Consider the following 19,703-nt stretch of genomic DNA (forward strand, 5'->3'; position numbering starts at 1 on the left):
TACGCGTGCGCTGAGGCGCCGTCAGTCGATGGCGCCCAGCCGGGAGTTGCGGGCCGCGACCAGTGCCAGGACGGTGCGCCAGTCCTCCAGCACCCCGGCGGCCGCGCCGTCGCCCGGACCCGGGGTGCGGGCCTCCTCGGCCGCGAGGCGCAGGGCCAGGGCGTCCTCGTCCACCGGCCGGACGGGGCGGCCGTCGGCGGCGTACGCCTGCTGCCGCAGCAGCCGGAAGACGCGCTCCCCGAGCAGTCCGCGCACCGCGTCGGCGGCCCGGAGGGCACCGCTCAGCGCGCCCGTGCCCCCGCCCTCGCTGCCGCCTTCGTCGCTGCCTTCGCCCGGACCGAGCAGTCCGCCGACGGCCAGGACGAGCCCCGCGATCTGCAGCTCCTTGTCGGCCGGACGACCGCGGCGCAGCAGCGCGGCGGTCCGCAGGGCGTGCGCGCAGGGATCGGTGCGGCGCCCGGGGCGGTCGGGCACGCGGGCGGCACCCCGCCCGGCGTGCAGCAGGTCCATCAGTTCCTCGACACTGCGCAGCTCCATGCGTCAGTCCTCCCGCGGGACGGCCGTTGCGGTACGTCAGCAGAGCACGGCGAGCTTGCGGCGCGGCCAACGGGACCTGAACTGCGTGCCGTCCGCCGAACGGGTGAATCCCGGCTCGCACGACAAAGCGACAAATCGCCTCTTATATGGCTCAATGAACATGCCTGACTTCCGATAGTTACCTGGTTTTTGCAGCCCCATCGAGCAGGGGGGCGCTCATTTGGTTAATCTGGAGTAGGCGGACAGCACCAAAGGGTTCCCACCACACCCACGGTCCGCCCCGGGGTGAACCGGTGCCCAACGGCCCGCTCGGACCTCAGTTGCCGGCGCCACCGCGTCCGACCTGTCTCGACCCAGACCCGAGCGGGTGTCAGGCGCCGCAGCGCAGACTGCCGGTTGACCGCCCCGAGGGTGACCGACACATAAGGAGTGCGCGGTGACACCGGAGAAGACCAATCGCGAGCAGCGCCCCGAGGAACGCACGGAGCGCGCGGGCCGACGGCCCGGAGACCTCGGCAGCCTCGACGTGTGGGCGCGGTCCGCCCCCATCCGCCTGGCCGGCTACGAGGACGACCTCGCCGAGCCGCACATCCTGCCCAGCGTCGACTGAACCACCCGGACCGGCCGCCCCACAGGCATGGGCGTGCGAGACTCGCGCCCATGCTGATCAGGGAAGCGACGGACCACGACTGGCCGCGCATCTGGCCGTTCTGGCACCGTGTCGTCGCCGCCGGGGAGACCTACGCCTGGGACCCGGACACCTCGGAACAGGACGCCCGCGCCCTGTGGACCGGCCCCGGCAAGCGGGTCTTCGTCGCGGAGGACGACGACGGCACGATCCTGGGCTCGGCCTACGTGAAGCCCAACTACGGCGGGCCCGCCGCGGACATCGCCAACGCGGGCTTCATGGTCGACCCGGACCGCACCGGCCGTGGCACGGGCCGCGCCCTCGCCGAGCACGTCCTCGCGGCGGCCCGGGAGGACGGCTACCGCGGGATGGTCTTCAACGCCGTCGTCGAGACCAACCCGGCCGTGGGCCTGTGGACTTCGCTCGGCTTCACCGTCCTCGGCACCGTGCCGCGGGCGTACCGGCATCCGCGGCACGGCCTGGTGGGACTGCACATCATGTACCGGGACCTCTGAACGCGCCGGGAGCTCTGAGCGGGCCGGGTGCTCTGAGCGGTACGGCGCCGCCGCCGACCGGGCCCGGGGTGCGAGCGGCACGCGGCCGGGCCGGGCGGGCGGTGCGTGGGTTCAGTCCAGCGGGGCGGTGCGCGGCCACGGGCGCCGCCGCTCGATCCGCTCCGCCAGGGCCAGCAGGACGGCCTCCGCGCCGGGGCGCCCCACCAGTTGCACCGCGCACGGCGCACCGGAGGGCAGGGTGCCGAACGGCACCACCGCCGCGGGCCAGCCGGTCAGGTTCCACGGCCCGGTCATCGGCGAACAGGCGCCGTTGACCGCCACGTTGCGCAGCCAGCCTCGCCCGTCCCAGGACACGGCCCGTGGCGGACGGCGGGCCAGCGCCGGGCAGAGCAGCACGTCGTGCTCGGCGAAGAACGGCGCGAGCCGGTCCCGCAGCCGCTCCCGCGCGTCACCCGTGCGGACCCCCTCGACGAACCGCCGCCCGACGGCGGCCTGCACCCGGGTGCGCCGGGCCAGCCGCCGCGGATCCAGGCCCACGGCGTCCATGGCCGTACCGGCACTCCAGTGCCGCAGCGCGGTGAACCCGATCGACGCCGGATAGGGCGGATCGGCGCGCCGCACCCGGTGGCCCTCCTGCGCCAGCAGCCGCGCCGCCTCCCGTACGGCGGTGGCGTACGGGAGGCCGACCGTCGTGCCGCGCAGCGGCGCGCGCACCGACGCGGCGACCGACGGCGCCGGCCGCCCGGCGGCGGACGGCACTTCGGTGTCCGCCAGCACCGAGAGCATCAGCCGCGCGTCGGCGACCGTCGTGGCGAGCGGCCCGTTCTCCGACATGCCGAACCAGTCGCCGTTGCCGATGCCGGCCGGCACCACCCGGTGGCCCGGCTTGACGGTGACCAGGCCGCAGGCGGCGGCCGGGATGCGCAGCGAGCCCATGCCGTCGTTGCCGAGCGCTAGCGGCACCATCCCGGCGGCGACCGCCGCCGCGCTGCCGCCCGACGAACCGCCCGCCGTGCGCGAGGTGTCCCACGGATTGCGCGTGATGCCGTGCACGCCCTCGGTGGTGCCGAAGACGCACAGCTCGGGCACGTTGGTCAGCCCCACCACGACCGCGCCCGCCGCCCGCAGCCGGGCGACGGTGACATGGTCCCGGGTCTGCGGCAGCTCGGAGGTCGCCGCGGAGCCGTTCCGGGTGGTCTCGCCGCGTACGGCGAGGTTGTCCTTGACGGCCACCGGCACGCCCGCCAGGGGGAGTCCGGCCAGATCCGGCCGGGCCCCGACCGCGTCGGCCTCCTCCAGCGCCGCGCGGGCGCGGACGGTGCGGAAGGCACCGATCCGGCCGTCGAGCCGCTCGATGCGGGCCAGATGCGCGGCCACCACCGCACGGGCGGTGACCCGCCTCTCGCGTACGGCGGCGGCGATCTCGACGGCACTGCGGCCGGCCCAGTCGGTCACGGGCACTCCTCGGCGGAAGGTCGGAAACTCCGAAAGCGGGGGCGGACAGGGCGTACTGGCGAGTACGTGGGGTGAACTCTGCCCGGAGCGGGCCCCTCGCGTCGAGAGGCCGCGTCCGGCCGTCCCCGGCCGCGCCCACCGGCGGCCCGCGGCCCGCCCAAGAGGTGGAGGGATCATGGCCGTTGAGGGACGAGAGCGGGGGACGAGGGAGAGGACGAGAAGGCGTGGACGTGTATGAGGCCGTGGCCGGTCGACGGGCCGTGCGGGCGTTCGGCGACGAGCCGGTGCCCGAGGGCGTGCTCGAACGCGTCCTGGCCGCTGCGACGAGAGCACCGTCGAGCGGCAACCTCCAGCCGTGGCACCTGTACGTCGTGACCGGCGAGCCGCTGGCCGAGCTGAAGAAGCGGGCCACGGCCAGGGCACTGGCGGGCGACCCGGGCGACGAGCGGGAGTACCCGATGTACCCCGCCGAACTGACCCCGCCCTATCTGGACCGCTTCGCCGCCGCTGCCGCCCAGCGGTACGCGGCCCTGGGGATCGAGCGCGACGATCCCGCCCGGCCCATGAAGATCGCCGCGCTGAACTCGGGGGCGTTCGGGGCGCCGGCCGTGCTGTTCTGCTACCTCGACCGGACGATGGGGCCGGGGCAGTGGGGGGACGCGGGGATGTACCTCCAGACGGTCATGCTGCTGCTCCGGGCGGAGGGGCTGCACAGCTGTCCCCAGGTGATGTGGACGATGTACCGGAAGACCGTCGCCGACGTGGTGGGAGCGGGGGACGGGCGCGTGCTGTTCTGCGGGGTCGCGGTGGGGTTCGAGCAGGACGGCGCGCCGCAGTCGCGCACCGGGCGGGCGGACATGGCGGAGACGGTGACCTTCGTCGGGCGGTGACCCTCCGCCCGGCCGCGGGCCCTCCGCGCCGCCGGACCGGAACCGGGCAGAGCCCTGGCCGCGTCTCGCCGGATGCCGGGCGAGGACACGTCCGGCATCCGGCGGGACCGGACGGGGAGGGGGTGTCCCCGCCGGTCCGCCGCGGTGCCGGGACGCCCGGGTGCGCGCGACGCGTAGGCGGCCCGCCCGGGTGGGTCTATGGTCGGAAGCACAGGGCGAGCACGAGGGGAAGTAGTCGGCGATGGCGCAGGACGAGGCCGTGATCGGCTGCACGGGGGAGCTTCTCATCGGCACCCGCGGATCCGCCGGTCCCGGCGAGATCCTGGTGCGGGTCAGAGGCGGCTCCGAGACCTTCCTCGCCTGGTCGCAGGAACCGTTGCCGATCGGTGCGACGGTCCTCGTGGTGGACTCCCGCGGACGCCGTGAGGTCGACGTGATCGAGTGGGCCGACCCCCTGGACCGGTTGCGCGACGATGCGGCCGACGCAGGCTAAGGAGAACAGACCATGTTCGGTTACCGTGTTCCCGCCCCCGACGAGGCGATGCTGATCTCGGGCGGCAGGCGGGGACTGGGGGGCGCGCCGTTTAGGGTGGTGACGGGGCACGGCAAGTTCGTGCTCCCGGTCTTCCGCAAGGTCCGCTTCCTCACCCTGTCGATGTGTGAGTCGGAGGTCGTCGAGACCTGCGTCACCCGGCAGGGCATCGCGCTGCATGTGCGCGCCGTCATCGCCTTCAAGGTCGGCAACGACCCGGAGAGCATCATCAACGCCGGGCAGCGCTTCCTCTCCGACCAGGACCAGATGTCCGTCCTGACCGGGCGGATCTTCGCCGGTCACCTGCGCGCCATCATCGGTTCGATGACCGTGGAGGAGATCGTCACCGAGCGGCAGAAGCTCGCCGCCGAGGTGCTCGACACCTCCAAGACGGAGATGGCGAAGATCGGCCTGATCGTGGACTCGCTCCAGATCCAGTCCATCGACGACGGCGACACCGGGTACATCGACGCCATGTCCGCGCCGCACAAGGCGGCCATCCAGCGGCAGGCGCAGATCGCCCAGGCACAGGCCAACCAGGCCGCCGCCGAGGCGGAGCAGGAGGCGGCCCGCAGGCAGGCCGAGTACGCCCGCCAGACCGCCGTCGTCAAGGCGGAGTACTCCGCCGAGGTGGACCGGGCCCAGGCGCAGGCCGCGCAGGCCGGGCCGCTGGCGCTGGCGCATGCCCAGCAGGAGGTGCTCGCCGCCCGGACGGAGCTGGCCCAGCGGCAGGCCGAACTGCGCCAGCAGGAGCTGGTGGCCGAGATCGTCAAGCCCGCCGAGGCGGATGCCGAGCGGGTCAGGATCCTCGCCGCGGCCGAGGCCCAGCGGATGAAGGTCCAGGCCGAGGCCGCCGCGTCCTACGACCGGGTCGCGCTCGACCGGATGCTGATCGACCAGCTCCCGCAGATCGTCAAGGAGGCCGCGGGCGGCCTCTCCGGTGCCAACGTCAACGTTCTCAACGGCGCGGACGGCCTCGGCGAGATCGCGGCGGGACTGGTCGCCCAGGGCCTGACCATCCTGGACTCGGTACGGCAGAACCTGAACGGCGGTGGCGGTGGCGGTGGCGGCCAGGGCGGCGGCGCCCAGCGCAACGGCTCCGGCCCGGCCGCGGCGGACACCGGCCGCCGCGAACTCCAGGGCCCGCGGCCCGCGACCCCGGACGACGGCGCGCAGACGCCGGGCCGGGGCGGCAAGGGGACGGCCGAGTAGGGTCCCGCGAGCGGTCCCGCCCCGTGGCGGGACCGCAGCGACGCCACCGGGCGTCGGGCGGCAGTCCGTGTCGTCGGCCTTGCCGACACCCCGCCTGCCGCCTGCCGTCCACTGGCCGCTCTTGGGTTCGACGGTGTCCGGCTGGCCGCCGACACTCGGCCGCCGACCGTGTCGCCGAACCGGCCGACCCCCGACGGCCGCCTGCGGCCCTGGGCGCGCTCATCGGCACCGCCGGTCGCCGGTGGCACGCACGCGCCCACCGGCGGCCGCCGGGCCGTTACGGCTCCCGGTACGCGCCTACCGGCCCCGCGCCGGATGCCGGTCGTATCCGTTGATCGGGGACCACCGGACCATCCCGGCTCCGGGCGCGGCCACCGACCCCACCGGCCCCGCCGTACTCCACCGGCCCCGCCCGCCGTCAGGCGCGCTCAGCCGACGCGGTCGCCGACCCCCGCCTCGGCGCCCGCCCCCGGCGCGTCCCGCGCCGGCCCCGTGCTGTCGCGTTCGATCAGGCGGGGGACCGGGACGCGGACCGTGCGGGCCGGGCCGCCGTCCAGGAGGGCGGTCAGCGCGCGGGCCGCCGTACGGCCGAACTCCATGCTGTCCCGCGACAGGGCGGACAGCCACGGCTTGACCATGCGGCACAGCGCGGAGTCCTCCCAGGCCACCACCGACACGTCCGCCGGGACGGAGTAGCCCAGTTCGGTCGCGGCGGCCACGCCCGCCAGGGCCATCACGTCGTTGTCGTAGATCAGAGCCGTCGGAGGGGACGGCGAGCGCAGTATCCGGCGGGTGACGGCGGCGCCCTCCGCGTCCGAGTAGTCCGTGGTCACCGACTCGACGCCGGTCAGCCCGCGCCGCTCGGCCTCGGTGCGCAGCGTCCGGATCCGGCGCTCGGTGTGCGCGAGTCCGGCCAGGCCCGCGATGTGCATGATGCGCCGGTGGCCGAGCCCGTAGAGCCCGTCCACCACCGAGGCCATGGCGCCCGCGTCGTCCGCCCACACGGTGGACAGGCCCGGGTGCCGTTCGTCGGGTGCGCCGCCGATCACCACGGCGGGCAGGCCGAGTTCGTCGAGCAGACCGGGGCGCGGGTCGTCGGTGCGCGGGTCCACGACGAGCACGCCGTCCACCCGGTGCTCGGCCCACCATCTGCGATATACGTCACACTCGTCCGGTACGTCCTCCACCACCTGGAAGAGCAGCCCGAGATGGCGCTCGGAGAGCACTTCCTGGATGCCGGAGACCAGTTGCAGGAAGAACGAGTCGACGCCGAGCGTGTCGGCGGGCCGGGCCAGCACGAAGCCGATCGTGGCCGCGCCCTCCCCGGACAGCGCGCGGGCCGCCGTACTGGGCCGCCAGCCCAGCTGTTCGGCGACCCGGCGGACCCGGTCGCGGGTGACCTCGGAGACACCGGGCCGGTCGTTGAGCGCGAACGAGACGGCGCTCTCGGAGACACCGGCACGGCGCGCGATGTCCTTCATCGTCGGACGGCGCGCCGGGGTCCGCTTGGCCGGCATGTTCCCCCTCTTTTCACAGCGGTGATCACTAAAGCGCTTGAGTGGAGGCAGCCTAAAGCGCATTAGTCCTCGCAGGCAAGTCCCTACTCGGACCCCGGTGACCTGGACTAATGTGGCCGAGGTAGCTTTAGCAGGCCCGAATCCATTGACTTTTGATGAACTCGGCATGCATCGTCACTGCCGACACCAGCCGTCGACGCCGCAAGGGAGCCGTGTCACCGTGCCCATATCCCGCAGAGCACTCGCCGCCGCAGCCATCACCGCCCTCGTCCTGCCGTTGAGCGCCTGTGGCTCCGGCGGGGACGACGCCGGTTCGACGGACGCGTCGGGCAAGGTCGAGGGCAACATCACCTTCCAGACCTGGAACCTGCGCGCCAACTTCAAGGACTACTTCGAGGGCGTCATCGGCGACTTCGAGAAGAAGTACCCGGGCGCGCACGTCAAGTGGGTCGACCAGCCCGCCGAGGGCTACCCCGACAAGATCAGCGCGGACGCGGCCGGCGGCACCCTGCCCGACGTCGTCAACGTCGCCCCGGACCTGGTCGCGCCGCTCGCCAAGGCGGGCCTGGCGATGGACCTGGACAAGGCCGCCGCCAAGTACAAGGGCGAGTACCTGCCCGGCGCCTGGGCCAGCCACCAGGTCCCCGGCCTGCCCGGCACGTACGCCTTCCCCTGGTACCTGAACACCGGCCCGCTGTTCTACAACAAGACCCTCTTCAAGCAGGCGGGCCTGGACGCCGAGAAGCCGCCGAAGACGTACGACGAGCTCTTCACGGACGCCCTCCAGCTGGCCGAGAAGACCGGCGGCAAGGTCGCCACCCTCGCCAACGTGCCCACCATCGAGGACTTCGGCCGCTACGGCTCGACGCTGACGAACAAGGAGGGCACCGGCTTCGCCTTCAACGACGCGAAGGGTGTCGAACTCCTCACCAAGTACAAGCAGTTGTACGACGCCAAGGCGCTCGACCCGCAGGCGCTCACCGCCACCCCGGAGTCGACCGGCAAGAAGTTCCTCACCGGTGCCGTGGCCATGAACCCGGGCAGCGCCCTGGACCTGGACAACTTCAAGAAGCAGGCGCCGAACCTGTACAAGAACATCGGCATCACCGACCAGATCACCAGCACCGGCCACGTCAACATGTACGTGCAGGGCCTGATGGTGAACGCGAAGACCAAGAACACGCCCGCCGCCGTCGCGTTCGCGCACTTCGTCACCGACGCCGAGCACCAGATGTCCTTCGCCAAGAAGGTCGCCATCTTCCCGAGCACCGCCGGCTCGCTCAACGACCCGTACTTCACGAAGGAGGACGGCACCGACGAGACCCGGGTCCGCGTCGCCGCCGCCAAGTCCCTGAAGACCGCGGTCAACTACACGCCCGTGCAGTTCAGCGACCAGATGAAGACGGCGCTGCGCAACGAGGTCGCCAAGGCGCTCCAGGGCAAGCAGAGCCCCAAGGACGCGCTCGACAACGCTGTCAAGGCATGTGACCAGCTTCTGAAGCAGCAGGGATAACGCACCATGTCCACCTCGACCGTCTCCCGGGCGCCCGCGAAGCGCCCGGCCCGGCGCCCCGGCCGGGGCGCCGGGAGCCGCCCGGCGACCCGCATCCGGCGCCAACTGCCCACCAGTCCCTGGCTGTTCGCCGCGCCCGGACTGCTGGTCACCGCCGTCTTCATCCTGTACCCGTTCGTCTCCACGGTGATCAACGCCTTCACCGACCGGCGCACCCTGATCCCCGGCCACTTCGTCGGCCTCGCCAACTTCCGCGAGCTGCTGCACGACGACGCCTTCTGGATCGGCCTGCGCAACAGCACGCTGTACATGGTCGGCACCGTCCCGGCGCTGGTGATCCTGCCGCTGCTGCTGGCCATGCTGGTGCAGAAGAACATCCCGGGCATCACCTTCTTCCGGTCCGCCTTCTACACCCCGGTCGTCGCCTCGATCGTCGTGGTCGGCCTGATCTGGGTCTGGATGCTGGACGAACGCGGACTGGTGAACTCGCTCCTGGAGACGGTCGGTCTTGACAAGGTCGGCTTCCTCAGCGACCAGTGGCTGCTGCTGGTCAGCGCCATGGCCGTCACGGTCTGGAAGGGCCTCGGCTACTACATGATCGTCTACCTCGCGGCGCTCGCCAACGTGCCGCGCGAACTGCACGAGGCCGCCGCCGTGGACGGCGCGGGCGCGGTGCGCCGCTTCTTCACCGTCACCGTCCCGGCCGTCCGCTCCACCATGGTCCTGGTCGCCGCGCTCTCCTCGGTCGCCGCCTTCAAGGTGTTCTCCGAGGTCTATCTGATGGCCGGCCCCAGCGGCGGCCCCGCGGGCGAGGACACCACCCTGGTCATGCTCATCCAGCGCACCGGCACCGGCCTGTCCGGCCGCGTCGGCTACGCCTCCGCCATCTCCCTGGTGGTGTTCGTCATCACCGTGATCCTCATGCTGCTCGTCCTGCGCGCGGACCGGAAGGAGGACGCGTGAGCACCGTCGAGACCCCGGCCCGCAAGACCCCGGACAGCAAGACCCCGGCGCGCCCGCGCAAGCCCCGCTTCACCGACGAGAACGGCCGCCGCTACCGGGTGTGGGAACTGGTCCTGCGCTACGTCCTGCTGCTGGCCGTGCTCGCCCTGACCGTCGGCCCGTTCGTGTGGCAGCTGTCCACCTCGCTCAAGGGCCCCACCGAGGACATCTTCAGCTCCCCGCCCAAGTTCCTGCCCGGCGACCCCACCCTGCACAACTACGAGCGGGTCGCCGACACCATCCCGGTCTGGGACTACGCCTTCAACTCCCTCAAGGTCGCCGCCGCCAACGTCGTCACCAACTGCGTCGGCTCGGCCCTGGCCGGCTACGCCCTGGCCCGGCTGCGCTACCGGGGCCGCCGGGTCGCCACCCTGGTCTTCGTGCTGGCGATGCTCGTGCCCGCCGAGGGCATCATCATCGCCCAGTTCACCACCATGCGGGAGCTGGGCCTGAACAACACCCTCGTCGGTGTCCTGCTGCCCGGCGCCGTCGCGTCGCTGAACGTCCTGCTGATGCGCAACGCCTTCCTGAACCTGCCCTACGAGATCGAGGAGGCCGCCTACGTCGACGGCGCCAACGTCTGGCAGCGGTTCCTGCGGATCGCGCTGCCGTCGGTCAAGGGCACCCTCGCCGTCGTGGCGATCTTCGCCTTCATGGGTGCCTGGGACGACTTCCTGTGGCCGCTCATCGTGCTCAGCGACCCGTCCCGGTTCACCCTGACCATCGGCCTGAACTACCTGCACGGCACCTTCGCCAACGACGAACGGCTGGTCGCCGCCGGCACCGTCATCGCCGTGGCCCCGCTGATCGCCCTCTTCGCCTGCCTCCAGCGCTACTTCTTCCGCGGGGTCGGCGAGGGCGCCGTCAAGGGCTGAGCGCCCGGGGCCGCTCCCCGGAGCGGCCCCGCGGCCGGCCGTCACCGTAGCTCTCGCGCGCCGGACCCCCGTACCCCCACCTCGCAAGGATCCCGCATGCCTTCTGCCGTGCGCTTCGGCGTCAACTACACCCCGAGCCAGGGGTGGTTCCACCACTGGCTCGACTTCGACCTCGACGCCGTACGCGCCGACCTGGACTCCATCGCCGCGCTCGGCCTCGACCACGTCCGGGTCTTCCCGCTGTGGCCCTACTTCCAGCCCGACCGCGCCCTGATCCGGCCGCGCGCCGTGGAGCAGCTGGTGCAGCTCGTCGACGCGGCCGGGGAACGCGGGCTCGACGTCAACGTGGACGGCCTCCAGGGACACCTGTCCAGCTTCGACTTCCTGCCCGCCTGGACCCGCACCTGGCACCGCCGCAACCTCTTCACCGACCCCGAGGTCCTGGACGGCCAGGCCGCCTATCTGCGCACCCTGGCCGCCGCCCTCGACGGCCGCCCCAACTTCCTCGGCATGACCCTCGGCAACGAGGTCAACCAGTTCTCCGCCGGGCCCCACCCCGACCCGGACCGGGCCACCGCCGACCAGATCGACGCCTGGCTGGAGCGGATGCTCGCCGCCTGCGAGCAGGGCGCCCCCGGCAGGATGCACCTGCACGCCGAGTACGACGCCACCTGGTACCAGGACGACATGCCGTTCACCCCGGACCAGGCCGCCCGGCACGGCGCGCTGACCGCCGTGCACTCCTGGGTCTTCAACGGCACCGCCCAGCGCCACGGCCGCACCTCCGTGCCCACCGAGCACCACGCCGCCTACCTCATCGAGCTGAGCAAGGCATGGGCCGGCGACCCGCACCGCCCCGTCTGGCTCCAGGAGGTCGGCGCGCCCGCCCCCCTGATCCCCGCCGAGCACGCCGCCGCCTTCACCGAGGCCACCGTCGCCAACGCGCTGGACTGCCCCGACCTGTGGGGCATCACCTGGTGGTGTTCCCACGACGTCTCGCGCGAGCTGGCCGACTTCCCCGAACTCGAGTACAGCCTCGGCCTGCTCACCAACGACCGCCGCCCCAAGGACATCGCCCGCAGCCTCGCCCGCGCGGCCCGCGAGCACACCTACGCCCCGGCCCCGCGCACCACCGCCCTGACCGTGCCCGCCGACCCGGCCGCCCGCTCCCGCTGCGCGCCCGGCGGCGACGTCTTCGAGGCGTTCTTCCGGCTCACCGCCGACGGCGCCCGCCCCACCACCGTCCTCGACACCCGGGCGGCCGACCGGGACCACCTGGCCGCCCGCGGCATCACGGACGTCGTCACCCCCGATCAGGTACTCCCCACCCCTCCAGGAGGCACCCGCTCGTGAGTCACCACCCCGCCCGGCGCACCGTCCTGCTCGCGGGCGCCGCGACCGCCGCCCTGCCCGCGCTGTCCCTGCCCGCCGCCGCGGCCGAGCCGACGGCGTCCCGCGCCGCCGCCACCGGCCTGCGGCCGCTCGCCTCCTACTGGTACCCCGACTCGCTGCCCGACGGCAGCCCCGGCGAGGGCATCACCTGGCGCAGTCTGAAGAGCTGGCGCGCCGCCACCGACACCGACCTGCCCTTCAACCGGGCCTCCGTGCCGCTCGCCCGGCGCTTCACCCCGGCCCCGGCCAACACCACGGCCCGCGCGGACCAGGCCCGTATCCAGTCCTTGGTCTCCTTCGGTCCCACCGCGGGCAACCCCTCCCAGGGCTCGGCCACCGCCGACTACTACGCCCTCACCCACTGGGCGTACATCGACGAGCTGGTCTTCTGGGGCGGCTCGTCCGGCGAGGGGCTGATCCTCGCGCCGAACGCGCCGATCGTGGACGCCGCGCACCGGCACGGCGTCCCCGTCCTCGGCAACGTCTTCCTGCCGCCCGCCGCCTACGGCGGACAGCTCCGCTGGACCAGCGACCTGGTGCAGCGGGACGCCGCCGGGCACCACCCGCTCGCCGCCCAGCTCGTCGCGGTCGCGGCGGCGTACGGCTTCGACGGCTGGTTCGTCAACGCCGAGACCGGCGGCGGCGACAGCGCGCTCGGCGCCGCCATGCTCGGCTTCGTCCGCGAGCTGAAGACGCTCGCCGCCGCCCGCGGACAGCGCGTCACCTGGTACGACGCCATGACCGTGGACGGCACGGTGAGCTGGCAGGGCGCGCTGAACGACCGCAACCAGGCACTGTACGAGGCCGCCGACGACCTGTTCGTCGACTTCCGCTGGAGCGCGGGCTCGCTGGCCTCCTCCGCCCGCAGGGCCGACGCGCTGGGCCGCAGCCGCTACGAGCTGTGGGCCGGTGTCGACGTGGAGTCCCGCGGCTCGGACACTCCCGTGGACTGGGACGCGATCGTGCCCGCCGGCACCGCGCACACCACCTCAGTCGGCCTCTACCGGCCGGAGTGGACCCGGGGCCACCTGCCCGCCGGGCACACCCCGGAGGCGTTCCACGCCGCCGACGACCGGTTCTGGACCGGCCGCTCCCTCGACCCGTCCCGGCCCGATGCCGCCGACCCCTGGCGGGCACCGGCCGTCTTCGCCGCCGACCGGTCCACCGTCACCTCCCTGCCGTTCGCGACCGTCTTCAACACCGGCCACGGACTGCGCTGGCACGAGCGGGGCGAGGTCACCTCCGACACCCCCTGGAACCACCTCGGCCTCCAGGACCGGCTGCCCGCCCGCCGCTGGAGCGTGCGCACCGAAGGGCAGCGGCCCGCCGTCGCCTTCGACTTCGCCGACGCCTGGCACGGCGGCAGCAGCCTCCTGGTGTCCGGCGCGCTCGACCGGCCCGCCGTCCTGGACCTCTACACGACCCGGCTGCCGCTCGGCCGCAACACCGTCGTCGAGCTGACCCACCGCGCCGACGCCGGGAACGTACGCGTCGAGCTGGCCGTGGCGACCGCCGAACCGGACGGCGCCGGGAACCCGCCGCCGTACACGTACCTGCCGCTGCCGGCCGGGCGCGGCGACGGCTGGCGGACCACCGCGGTGCGGCTGCCCGGCCGCTCCGGGACCGTGCACGCCCTCGGGATCCGGCTCACCGCCACCGGCGGCGGCCCGGTCCGCTGGCGGCTCGGCGGCCTCGCCGTGCGCGAGCGCACCACCACCCCGGCCGCCCCCGTCCGGCCCCGGGTCACCGCGGCCTCGGGCGGCGACCTGCGCCTGGCCTGGGACCACCCGGCGCCCGGCACGGTCCGCCACTACACCGTGCACCGCGTGCTGCCCGACGGCACCCGCCGCTTCCTGGGCGGCACCGGCCAGCGCGCCTACTTCGTCACCGGCCTGACTCCCGCACCGGGCGAGCGGGCCGTACGGTTCGAGGTACGGGCGGTGGGGGAGCTGTACACCTCCTCGGCCGCCGCCGTCCTCGGCCACCGCTGGTAACCACCGACTGATCCACCCGCAGACGCAGACCTACGGAGCATTCCGCATGCATGACGACCGCAGCCTGGTCGAAGCCCGCCTCAAGCGCGTACTCGACGAGCGCATCCGCCCCGCCGTGTACCCCGAGTCCGTGCCCCTGGACGTGGCCGTGTGGCACGCGCCCGGGGAGCCCGTGCCGGTCGCCGAGGGACTGGCCGCCGAGCCCGAGCCGATCGCGGTGGGCGCCCGCTGGGGTGCTCCGTGGGGCACCAGCTGGTTCCGGGTGACCGGCACCGTTCCCGAGGCATGGGCAGGCAGGTCCGTCGAGGCCCTGCTCGACCTCGGCTTCGACGAGAACATGCCCGGCTTCCAGTGCGAGGGCCTGGTCTACCGGCCCGACGGCACCCCGGTGAAGGGCCTCAACCCGCGCAACCAGTGGGTCCGGATCGGCGCCCCCGTCGAGGGCGGCGAGGAGGTGCGCCTGCACATCGAGGCGGCCTCCAACCCCGTCATCCTCGACTACCACCCCTTCCTGCCCACCCAGCTCGGCGACAAGGAGACCGCGGGCAGCGACCCGCAGTACACGCTGACCCGGATGGACCTCGCCGTCTTCGACGAGACCGTGTGGCAGCTCGTCATCGACCTGGAGGTGCTCGGCGAGCTGATGGCCGAGCTGCCCGAGGACTCCCAGCGCCGCTACGAGATCCTGCGCGCCGTGGACCGGGCGCTGGACCTGGTGGACCTCCAGGACGTCAACGGCACCGCCGAGCGGGCCCGCGCCCAGCTCACCGGCGTGCTCTCCGCGCCCGCCGTGCCCTCCGCGCACCGCATCAGCGCGGTCGGCCACGCGCACATCGACTCCGCCTGGCTGTGGCCGCTGCGCGAGACGGTGCGCAAGGTGGCGCGTACGACGTCCAACATGACCGCCCTGCTGGAGGACGAGCCCGACTTCGTCTTCGCCATGTCCCAGGCGCAGCAGTGGGCGTGGATCAAGGAGCACCGGCCCGAGGTGTGGGCGCGGGTCAAGAAGGCCGTCGCGGACGGGCGGTTCGTGCCGGCCGGCGGCATGTGGGTGGAGTCCGACACCAACATGCCCGGCTCGGAGGCCATGGCCCGCCAGTTCGTACACGGCAAGCGGTTCTTCCTCGACGAGTTCGGCGTCGAGAACGACGAGGCGTGGCTGCCCGACACCTTCGGCTTCGCCGCCGGTCTGCCGCAGATCATCAAGGCGGCCGGCTCCAAGCGGCTGCTCACGCAGAAGATCTCCTGGTCGCAGACGAACAAGTTCCCGCACCACACCTTCCAGTGGGAGGGCATCGACGGCACCCGGATCTTCACGCACTTCCCGCCCGTCGACACCTACAACTGCTCCATGAAGGGCAGCGAGATCGCGCACGCGGCCCGCAACTTCAAGGACAAGGGCGTCGCCCGGCACTCGCTGGCGCCCACCGGCTGGGGCGACGGCGGCGGCGGCACCACCCGCGAGATGGTCGCCAAGGCCGCCCGGCTGCGCGACCTGGAGGGCTCCGCACAGGTGGTGTGGGAGACCCCCGAGGCGTTCTTCGACAAGGCCGAGGCCGAGTACCCCGAACCGCCCGTCTGGGTCGGCGAGCTGTACCTCGAACTGCACCGCGCCACCCTGACCAGCCAGGCCAAGACCAAGCAGGGCAACCGGCGCAGCGAGCACCTGCTGCGCGAGGCGGAGCTGTGGGCGGCCACCGCCGCCGTGCGCGCCGGGTTCCCCTACCCCTACGAGGACCTGGACCGGATCTGGAAGACGGTGCTGCTGCACCAGTTCCACGACATCCTGCCCGGTTCGTCCATCGCCTGGGTGCACCGCGAGGCCCGCGCCACCTACGAGCGGGTCGCCGCCGAGCTGGACGCGATCATCGACGGCGCGCAGCGCGCGCTGGCCGGCGAGGGCACCGCCCCGCTCGTCTTCAACGCGGCCCCGCACGGCCGCTGCGGTGTCCCGGCGGGCGGCGCCGCCGCACCGGCCGTCGCGGGCGGCACCCGGCTCACGCCCCGCCAGGGCGGCGGACACGTCCTGGACAACGGCGTGCTGCGCGTCGAGATCGACGAGCGGGGCCTGGTCGTCTCGGCGTACGACATCGAGGCCGAGCGCGAGACCGTCGCCCCCGGCCGGGCCGCCAACCTGCTCCAGCTGCACCCCGACTTCCCGAACATGTGGGACGCCTGGGACGTGGACGAGTTCTACCGCAACACGGTCACCGACCTGACGGACGCGGACGAGGTCACGGCGGGCGAGGACGGCGCCTCGGTGCGCGTCGTGCGCTCCTTCGGCGACTCCCGCGTCACGCAGGTGCTGTCGCTGGCCGCGGGCGAGCGGCGGCTGCTCCTGGACACCGAGGTCGACTGGCACGAGACGGAGAAGTTCCTCAAGCTGGCCTTCCCGCTGGACGTGCACGCCGAACGGTACGCGTCGGAGACCCAGTTCGGGCACTTCCACCGGCCCACCCACACCAACACCTCGTGGGAGGCCGCCAAGTTCGAGGCGTGCAACCACCGGTTCGTGCACGTGGCCGAGCCCGGCTGGGGCGTCGCCCTGGTCAACGACTCGACGTACGGCCACGACGTGACCCGCGCCGTCCGCACCGACGGCGACCTGGGCACGACCACCACGGTCCGGGTGTCGCTGCTGCGCGCGCCGCGCTTCCCCGACCCGGAGACCGACCAGGGCGTCCACCGCTTCCGGCACGCCCTGGTGCCCGGCGCCGACATCGGCGGCGCGGTCCGCGAGGGCTGGCGGATCAACGTGCCCGAGCGGCGGCTGACCGGCGCGGGCGCGGTCACCCCGCTGCTGGCCGTCGACGACGACGCGGTGGTCGTGACGGCTCTCAAGCTCGCCGACGACGGCAGCGGCGACGTGGTCGTCCGCTTCCACGAGGCCCACGGCGGCCGGGCGCGGGCCACGCTGACCGCCGGGTTCGAGGTCGCCGACGCCGTGGCGACCGACCTGCTGGAGCGCCCGCTGGCCGACGCCCCGGCCGTGGAGCGCGACGGCGAGCGGATCGCGGTGCGGCTGCGTCCGTTCGAGCTGGTGACGCTGCGGCTGCGGCGCGCCTGAGTCAGTACGGGAGGGCGGTCCGGCACGCACGCGCCGGGCCGCCCTGCGGCGTTCCCGCCCGTGTCCTCACCCGTGGTCCGCCGTCACCCCGCGAGCCGGGCGCGCAGCCACTCCTCCACCTCGCCGACGTGGGACGCCGCCGCCGCGCGAGCCGCCTCCGGGTCATGGGCCGCCAACGCCCGGAAGATCGCGGCGTGTTCGCGGCGGGTACGGGCGAACGCACCCCGGACGGCGCCCTTGCTGGCGCTGTAGAGGGCGCGCTGCGGGAGGCCGGCGGTAGCCGCTATCGAACAGGTGTTGACGACGGCCGCGTGGTCGGAGGCGCGCAGGTGCGGCAGGGCGGCGCGGGTGGTGCGGACGATGCCGAGGACGTTGACGTCCAGGACGCGGTGCCACTCGGCGTCGTCGTTGTCCTCGACGGTGCCCTGGGCGCCGATGCCGGCGTTGTTGACGAGGATGTCGACTCCGCCGAGGGCGTCGGCGCGCGGTCTTCACCCGGACGGCCGACCGCGTCTACGGGCTGGCTCAGTCCAGCTCGTAGTCGAAGCGGATCCGGTGGGTGCCGTCGGCGTCGACGGCCAGGCCGCCGGTGCCGCGTATCCCCGTCAGCTCGCCGGTGCCGCTGGAGGGGACGACGGTGAAGAACTCCGCGCTGCGGTCGCTGCCCGTGGTGGTGGCCGAGTGGACGAAGTTGAAGGCGCCCCGGCGGCCGTGCAGGGTGCCCTCGAAGGACTCCATGGCGACATAGGTGCCGACCCCGGTCTCCTGGTCGTAGGCGGCGGTGAACAGGGTCGCCGCGCGGCCGGTGATCTCGCCCTCGAAGTGCTTCTCCAGGGTGGCCACGCCCACCGGGAGGCCGGTGGGCACGACGGGGTCGGGCTTCAGGTCGGCCGGCTCGAAGGACTTCACGGTGAAGGTGCCCGTAGCTCTCATGCGAAAGACCGTAGCGGCAGGGTCTGACAACGGCCTCCGGCCTGCCCGTTCCGGCTGCCCGGCCCACCTGGCACGGCGCCCCCGCCGGAGCCCGCCGCGCCCCGTCAGTCGTCCCGCGCCGGTCCCGCCAGCCGGGTCGGCGCAAGGAACTCCCGTACGAAAGTCCGGTCCCAGCAGGCCCCGGTGGCGCGCAGCTCCGGCCAGGTCGTGTAGCGGTAGCGGAACAGCCGGGCGCGGACGAAGCGCGGCGGCCGGTCGCGCGGGAACGGCGAGCGGCGCAGCAGCCGCAATGTGTCGCGGTCGTTCTCCAGGAGCCGTTCCACCAGCGCGCCGAACCACGGCCCGGCGTACGCCGGGGACAGCGCGGCGAACCACATCATCCAGTCCAGGCGCAGATGGTACGGGGCGAACTGCCGGGGCCAGTGCCGTACGTCCCCGGGCTTGCCCCTGAACTCGTACTCCCGCCAGTCGGAGTCCTCGCGCGGCACCTCGTCGAGGGTGCCCTCGATCACCACCTCGTGCCGGATCCGGCCGACGGTGCCGAACGCGCCGTAGGTGTTGACCAGGTGCAGCGGGTCGAACGAGCGGTTCATGACCTGGCGGCGGGAGATCATGTTCAGCACCGGGCGGTGGCTGAGGAGGACCAGCAGCGCGGCCACGGCCAGGACCAGCACCTCGTACCACAGCGGGGGCGCAGCCACGGCGGGCGGCGGGCCGCCCGGCCAGCGGACCGCGGACAGGGCGAGCACGACGGTGATCCAGTTCAGCCAGGCGAAGTTGCCCGAGGCCACCAGCCACAGCTGGGTGAGGATCATCAGCGCCGCGGCGGCCGTGGCGACGGGCTGCGGGGTGAACAGCAGGAACGGCACCACCAGTTGCGTGAGGTGGTTCGCGGCCGTCTCCGCCTTGTGCAGCGGCGCGGGCAGCCGGTGGAAGAACCAGCTCAGCGGGCCCGGCATCGGCTGGGTCTCGTGGTGGTAGTACAGGCAGGTCAGGTTCCGCCAGCACGGGTCGCCGCGCAGCTTGATCAGCCCCGCGCCGAACTCCACCCGGAAGAGGATCCAGCGCAGCAGGAACAGCACGACGACCGGCGGAGCCACCTCGTCGTTGCCCAGGAACACCGCGAGGAACCCGGTCTCCAGCAGCAGCGACTCCCAGCCGAAGCCGTACCAGGTCTGCCCCACGTTCACGATCGACAGGTACAGCGCCCACGGCACCAGCCACAGCAGCAGCGCGCCCCACAGCGGAAGCCACGCGTCCGCCCCCGCCAGCAGCGCCGCCGACACCGCGCACCCGCCCCAGGCGACCGCCGCGAAGAGCCCGTCCGAGTAGCGCAGGTGGAACAGGCTCGGCGCCCGCCGGAACGGCACCCGCGCCACGAACCGGGGGATCGGCAGCATCCCGCGCTCGCCCAGCAGCGCCCGGAACTGGAGGGCCGCCGTCAGGAACGCCACGATGTAGACGGCGGCCAGCGCCCGCTGGAACACCAGCCGGCCGAGCCAGTAGTCGGGTGCGGTGAACCATCCCACGGTCGTGCACGCTCCTTTTCTGCCGGTGCCCCGGCCCCCGCCTCCGCCTCCGCCTCCGCGGACCGGGTTCCCCCCGCTGTCCGCTCGAAGAACTCGAAGAACTCGAAGAACT

16 protein-coding genes and 1 pseudogene are annotated in these 19,703 nt (G+C 73.3%); 11 read left to right on the top strand and 6 right to left on the bottom strand.

Annotated features, from left to right (window positions below):
- Nucleotides 1-21: 21 nt before the first annotated feature.
- Nucleotides 22-537, bottom strand: coding sequence for a hypothetical protein (locus R4Z62_RS30335; RefSeq protein ID WP_491521467.1), 516 nt, complete (start codon nt 535-537; stop codon nt 22-24).
- Between the two features lie 436 nt (nt 538-973).
- On the opposite strand from R4Z62_RS30335, the gene R4Z62_RS30340 reads away from it, so the two are divergent.
- Both R4Z62_RS30340 and R4Z62_RS30345 read left to right on the top strand, forming a co-directional pair.
- Nucleotides 974-1,147, top strand: coding sequence for a hypothetical protein (locus R4Z62_RS30340; protein ID WP_106967188.1), 174 nt, complete (start codon nt 974-976; stop codon nt 1,145-1,147).
- Nucleotides 1,148-1,197: 50 nt separating this feature from the next.
- A complete protein-coding gene (locus tag R4Z62_RS30345) occupies nt 1,198-1,680 on the top strand; it encodes a GNAT family N-acetyltransferase (RefSeq protein WP_382848517.1) in 483 nt (160 codons plus the stop codon).
- Between the two features lie 111 nt (nt 1,681-1,791).
- On the opposite strand, the gene R4Z62_RS30350 is transcribed toward R4Z62_RS30345, so the two are convergent.
- Nucleotides 1,792-3,135 (bottom strand): amidase, encoded by a 1,344-nt coding sequence (locus R4Z62_RS30350; RefSeq protein ID WP_491521468.1) that lies wholly within the window; start codon nt 3,133-3,135, stop codon nt 1,792-1,794.
- Nucleotides 3,136-3,359: 224 nt separating this feature from the next.
- On the opposite strand from R4Z62_RS30350, the gene R4Z62_RS30355 reads away from it, so the two are divergent.
- The 3 genes from R4Z62_RS30355 to R4Z62_RS30365 all read left to right on the top strand — a co-directional run bounded on the left by R4Z62_RS30355 (nt 3,360) and on the right by R4Z62_RS30365 (nt 5,769).
- Nucleotides 3,360-4,025, top strand: coding sequence for a nitroreductase (locus tag R4Z62_RS30355; protein WP_355478388.1), 666 nt, complete (start codon nt 3,360-3,362; stop codon nt 4,023-4,025).
- A gap of 241 nt (nt 4,026-4,266) precedes the next feature.
- Nucleotides 4,267-4,518 (top strand): NfeD C-terminal domain-containing protein, encoded by a 252-nt coding sequence (locus R4Z62_RS30360; RefSeq protein ID WP_064536527.1) that lies wholly within the window; start codon nt 4,267-4,269, stop codon nt 4,516-4,518.
- A 12-nt stretch (nt 4,519-4,530) separates the two neighbouring features.
- Nucleotides 4,531-5,769: an SPFH domain-containing protein gene (locus tag R4Z62_RS30365; protein WP_491521469.1), complete on the top strand. Its 1,239-nt coding sequence runs from the start codon at nt 4,531-4,533 to the stop codon at nt 5,767-5,769.
- 428 nt (nt 5,770-6,197) lie between these two features.
- Here R4Z62_RS30365 and R4Z62_RS30370 read toward each other — a convergent pair whose 3' ends face one another.
- Nucleotides 6,198-7,286, bottom strand: coding sequence for a LacI family DNA-binding transcriptional regulator (locus R4Z62_RS30370; protein ID WP_491521470.1), 1,089 nt, complete (start codon nt 7,284-7,286; stop codon nt 6,198-6,200).
- Nucleotides 7,287-7,506: 220 nt separating this feature from the next.
- Between R4Z62_RS30370 and R4Z62_RS30375 the strand changes: the two genes are divergently transcribed.
- The 6 genes from R4Z62_RS30375 (at nt 7,507) to R4Z62_RS30400 (ending at nt 17,129) form a co-directional block, all read left to right on the top strand.
- Complete coding sequence (locus R4Z62_RS30375; protein ID WP_382848525.1) at nt 7,507-8,799, top strand: ABC transporter substrate-binding protein; 1,293 nt, start codon at nt 7,507-7,509, stop codon at nt 8,797-8,799.
- A 6-nt stretch (nt 8,800-8,805) separates the two neighbouring features.
- Complete coding sequence (locus R4Z62_RS30380; protein ID WP_491521471.1) at nt 8,806-9,762, top strand: carbohydrate ABC transporter permease; 957 nt, start codon at nt 8,806-8,808, stop codon at nt 9,760-9,762.
- Nucleotides 9,759-10,676 carry a carbohydrate ABC transporter permease gene (locus tag R4Z62_RS30385; protein WP_491521472.1) on the top strand — a complete coding sequence of 306 codons (918 nt, stop codon included), beginning with the start codon at nt 9,759-9,761 and terminating at the stop codon, nt 10,674-10,676. Before R4Z62_RS30380 ends, R4Z62_RS30385 begins: the two co-directional genes overlap by 4 nt.
- 96 nt (nt 10,677-10,772) lie before the next feature.
- Nucleotides 10,773-12,029 carry a glycoside hydrolase 5 family protein gene (locus tag R4Z62_RS30390; RefSeq protein ID WP_491521473.1) on the top strand — a complete coding sequence of 419 codons (1,257 nt, stop codon included), beginning with the start codon at nt 10,773-10,775 and terminating at the stop codon, nt 12,027-12,029.
- Nucleotides 12,026-14,062, top strand: coding sequence for an endo-beta-N-acetylglucosaminidase (locus R4Z62_RS30395; RefSeq protein WP_491521474.1), 2,037 nt, complete (start codon nt 12,026-12,028; stop codon nt 14,060-14,062). Before R4Z62_RS30390 ends, R4Z62_RS30395 begins: the two co-directional genes overlap by 4 nt.
- Before the next feature lie 46 nt (nt 14,063-14,108).
- Entirely contained in the window at nt 14,109-17,129 is a 3,021-nt protein-coding gene (locus R4Z62_RS30400; protein WP_355478400.1) for an alpha-mannosidase, read from the top strand.
- Nucleotides 17,130-17,269: 140 nt separating this feature from the next.
- Here the strand turns inward: R4Z62_RS30400 and R4Z62_RS30405 are convergent.
- The 3 genes and pseudogenes from R4Z62_RS30405 to R4Z62_RS30415 form a co-directional block, all read right to left on the bottom strand.
- A pseudogene (locus tag R4Z62_RS30405) lies at nt 17,270-17,611 on the bottom strand (SDR family NAD(P)-dependent oxidoreductase); the annotation flags it as partial.
- Nucleotides 17,612-17,654: 43 nt separating this feature from the next.
- Entirely contained in the window at nt 17,655-18,062 is a 408-nt protein-coding gene (locus tag R4Z62_RS30410) for a DUF3224 domain-containing protein (protein ID WP_355478402.1), read from the bottom strand.
- Nucleotides 18,063-18,166: 104 nt separating this feature from the next.
- Entirely contained in the window at nt 18,167-19,591 is a 1,425-nt protein-coding gene (locus R4Z62_RS30415) for a lipase maturation factor family protein (protein WP_491521475.1), read from the bottom strand.
- Between the last annotated feature and the right edge of the window lie 112 nt (nt 19,592-19,703).

Source organism: Streptomyces sp. PL-25, from assembly GCF_058344915.1.